3 protein-coding genes and 1 pseudogene are annotated in these 3,682 nt (G+C 66.6%); all 4 read right to left on the minus strand.

What is annotated here, in order from left to right; translation table 11 throughout:
• On the minus strand, positions 1-1,247 hold a 1,247-nt coding region (gene mycP, locus AOT87_RS00050; protein WP_057980212.1), incomplete at its 3' end, for a type VII secretion-associated serine protease mycosin.
• Positions 1,244-2,629, minus strand: coding sequence for a type VII secretion integral membrane protein EccD (gene eccD / locus AOT87_RS00055; RefSeq protein ID WP_057967059.1), 1,386 nt, complete (start codon positions 2,627-2,629; stop codon positions 1,244-1,246). The genes mycP and eccD, both read right to left, overlap by 4 nt.
• A 65-nt stretch (positions 2,630-2,694) precedes the next feature.
• Positions 2,695-3,558, minus strand: a complete 864-nt coding sequence (locus AOT87_RS00060) for an ESX secretion-associated protein EspG (protein ID WP_030095672.1) — start codon at positions 3,556-3,558, stop codon at positions 2,695-2,697.
• 32 nt (positions 3,559-3,590) lie between these two features.
• A pseudogene (locus AOT87_RS27420) lies at positions 3,591-3,682 on the minus strand (WXG100 family type VII secretion target); the annotation flags it as partial.

Consider the following 3,682-nt stretch of genomic DNA (forward strand, 5'->3'; position numbering starts at 1 on the left):
TCCGGGGTGGGTGGGGGCGGCGGAACGACGGCGCGGACGCTGGGGCCTGCGGGAGCAGTTCCGTCAGCGGGTACGTCCCAGGTGAGCGCGGCTACCGGATCGACGGTTCCCGCTCCCACAAGGTTGGAGGGAGAACGGCCCGCGTCACGAGCGGTCCGTTGCAGCCGCGAGACAACCTGGTTCGCGGTGAGTTCCGGGAACCGGCTGCGCACCAGCGCTGCGACACCCGAGACATAGGCCGTCGCATAACTGGTTCCGAAGAGGGGGTGCGCCTTGCCGTCCTGGCCGACCATTCCGTTGGCCAACCCGCCTTCCTCGTCGTTGGACAGCGACGTCACGTTCTCGCCATTTGCCGCGATGCCGACCCAGGGACCGGGCATCGTGAACTTCGAGGGTGCGCCGTCGGCGGACACCGACCCGACGGACAGTACATATGGCTGCCACCAAGAGGGAACCGAAACAGATTCCACCCCAGTCCAATTCCTCGGATCGGTACCCGAACCGCTGAGTGGATTCGGCTGGCAGTTGGCGCCCCCGCCGCTGGTGTTACCGGCCGCTGCGATGACGACGGCGTCCTTCTCCTCGACGGCGTAACGCAACGCCGCGCCGAGTGCGGCCTGGTCGATGGGCTTGGCGGCCGGAACGCAGACGACCGAGGAAATGTTGATGATGCGTGCGCCGAGGTTCGCGGCATGCACGATGGACCGCGCCAGAGTGCTGACAAAGTGGGTGGCGCCGTTCGTGCTGGGATCGCCGCCGGTGATTCGCGGAGAGAACTTGGAGGACTCCTGGCGAATCGAGATCAGCTTGGATGCCGGCGCGATGCCCGAGAATCCATCTGGGCCGGGCTGGCCGCCGATGATTCCCGCGACCATGGTTCCGTGTCCGTCGCAGTCGGTCAGCCCGTTGGTCGACTGAACGTAGTCGCCTCCACCTTCGACACGCAGCCGCGCGCTGGGTTGTACGCCGGTGTCAATGATGGCGACGCTCTGGCCCTCACCGCGAGAGAAGCGCCACGCCTCCTCGAATTCCGGGGACGGTTTTCCGCTGGTCCCCGTACCCGGCGTCAACACGGTGGTGGTGCACGCGGCGGACTGCATACCGGCTGTTGCGCTGGGGGCCGAATCTCGAGGCAGGGCGGCGGGATCCGCCTCCGGACGTGTCACCGCGTACGCGGCCGGTGCTGTCATAGGAGACAGCGCCAGCAGCATCGCGGCGACGGCGCCCACAGACATGAAACGGATCATCGGTTGAGGATCCAGCTGAACAGTCCGGTGAGGTATGCGATGACCGGCAGCAGTGAGGCATCGATGCCCGAGGCGAGGAATCCCAGGAGCCGCCGGCTGGGCAGCGAGTAGCTTTCTGCCTCAGCGATCTTCGGGTTAAACACCACGACAGTGAGCGCGGCGACCAAGAACGCCAGCACGCCAAGCGCAGCCAGTGCGCCGGTGTAACGGCCCGCCAGGGCGAAGATCACCAGTAGTGCGGAGGTCACCACGAAGGGCACCGCCAGCAGCCAGGCCTTGCACACCGCCGAATCCCAGACGCGTGCGCGCAGTGCTGCCCCGGCGCTCACCGCGACCACCAGGTACCAGGTCCACGGGCTCGCCTGCGCCGAACCGCCGACCAGAGCCAGTGATCCCAGGATGGCCAGAAGTGAAGCGCCCGCGATGAATCCGCTCTGATGTGAGTCACTCAGCTGAACGCGTCGCGGGAGGTCCTTGAGTACCGACATCGCCGGAGCGGAGGGAGTCGGGTCACCGGGTGCGGGAATGGTGGGCAGGGGGAAGCGGGCGGCGAAGGCCGACAGCTGTGCGGCACGCACGGTGACCAGCAGCCCCACCACGATCAGACCGCAGCCCACTGCGAGCAGCGACGGGTGCCACAGGATTTGGGCGCCAGCGGCACCGGCGATACCGATGGACAGCACCGTGGTGGCGGTGAAGAAGGCGATCTGCTGGCGCGCCACGATCAGGTAGATCAGCGACCACGCGGCTACCCCGGCGGCGCCCAAGAGGGCGCGCGGCGCCAGGGCATCTCCAGGGATGGCGAGAGCGAGTGCACCGGCGATGGGAGCCAGGGCGGTGATCGCCAGCTCCGCGCCCAGGCGAGGCGATCGGATATGTGCCACCAGCGCCCCGATCGCGGTGGCGACCGCGACCACTGCCAGGCCGGCAAGGCTCAACGTGGAACCGGTGCGAATGTTGTGAACGATCGCCAGAACCGTTGCCGCCACGATTAATCCGAGGACGCCCACACGGGTGACACGGGCAATGTGCTCGGCACCCCACGGGCGCTTACGCGATTCGGAGAAGATGACGGCCGCATCCGCGATGTCCTCGACGATGCCGGGTGCGGCGGGTCCCACGGGAGTCGGACGCAGCGTCAGCAGGTCACCGTCGACGACTCCCACGGTGTCCAGGGTCGCGTCGGCACTGAACGGCGCGCCATTCACCGGGGCCAGGCTCAGCTGCTGAGGGGTGGCCTCGGTGGCGTCTGGGGCCACCAACCGGTGAACTGCGGGAATGATGTCGCGCATCGGCAGCTGGGTCGGCAAGGCGACCTCGGTCAGCTTTTCTTCACCGAGCACGGCTACCCGGACGATGGGCATCACGGCGTTGTCAGACATGGTGTTTCGTTTGACTCTCTCGATAGGGGGGTGGAGCACACTAGGGAACTAATAGAGGGAAAGCATCAGTCGAAGTCTCGGGTCAATCGCGCGTCCGGGAACCAATGCCCGTCCGGGAGCGTGGCCATCAATTGCTCGACGGCTACGGCGATCGCGAATGGGGTTCCGGGTGCGAAGGTCGACAGCCAGGTGCCGTCGCCCGCGCGGTGTGGGCTGACGAGGATGCGTCCAGCGCTGGTGTCGACCACGCTGATACCCACCTCGGAAGTCTGCTGGGTTGCGTTATCACGTTGTCCGGCAACTACTTCAACATAGTTGCGGTTTCCGATGAACGCTGATTCCACCACAGCCTGTGCGGTGGGAGGGACGCCCAGGTATCCCATGACATCGGCCAGTGAGGCGCCGGAACGCAGCTGCTCATCGGCCTTGGCGCCCACGTGGGTGGGCAGTGTGAATTCGGGGAACCGTGCGGGTGCGCGCCAGCGCAGTCCGGCGACCACACTGGGGACAAGCGCCGAAGGGTCGTCGGCGTCGACCGCCGTGAAGGTGATCAGGTGTGCATTGCGCAGTGACACCACGGTCTGCGCACGACCCTGTGATTGTTTGTGCGCGATGATGCCGCGCATCACGTCCGGATTCTCCGAACCTGCCGCGACATAACGCAGTTCGAGCCAACGGTCGGGGCGGCACACGGTGCGGATCCATCCCGCCACGGCAGGATCCACCGCACCGTCGGCGCTGAGCACACCGGCACGGGTGAGTTCCTGGACGCGCTGAGCATTGAAGCCGGCGCGCTGTGCCTCATCCCGGAAGGGGACCGTGATCGCCAGCACCCAGGGAAAGGTGCCGGCGCTCAAGGTGTCTGCGAGGAACCAGGCCTGGTCGACCGTCAGCTCGACGGCGTCCGGCGACCGGGTGGCCTGGTTCATCGCACGATCAGGTGCTGGAGCACCAAGGGCGTTTATGCGCCCCATTTGGCTCCTTCTGCCATGTCGCGGGCGTTCATGGACAGGGTGTTGGTTTCGTGGGTGGTGCCCATGGCGCGGTAAGCGC

This window comes from Mycobacteroides sp. H003 (genome assembly GCF_001440135.1).
GTDB classification, from domain to species: Bacteria; Actinomycetota; Actinomycetes; order Mycobacteriales; family Mycobacteriaceae; genus Mycobacterium; species Mycobacterium gwanakae.

Bases quoted from the DNA above. Each gene is read 5' to 3' on its own strand.
- eccD (WP_057967059.1), bottom strand. From the start codon at position 2,629: ATGTCTGACAACGCCGTGATGCCCATCGTCCGGGTAGCCGTGCTCGGT.
- AOT87_RS00060 (WP_030095672.1), bottom strand. From the start codon at position 3,558: ATGAACCAGGCCACCCGGTCGCCGGACGCCGTCGAGCTGACGGTCGAC.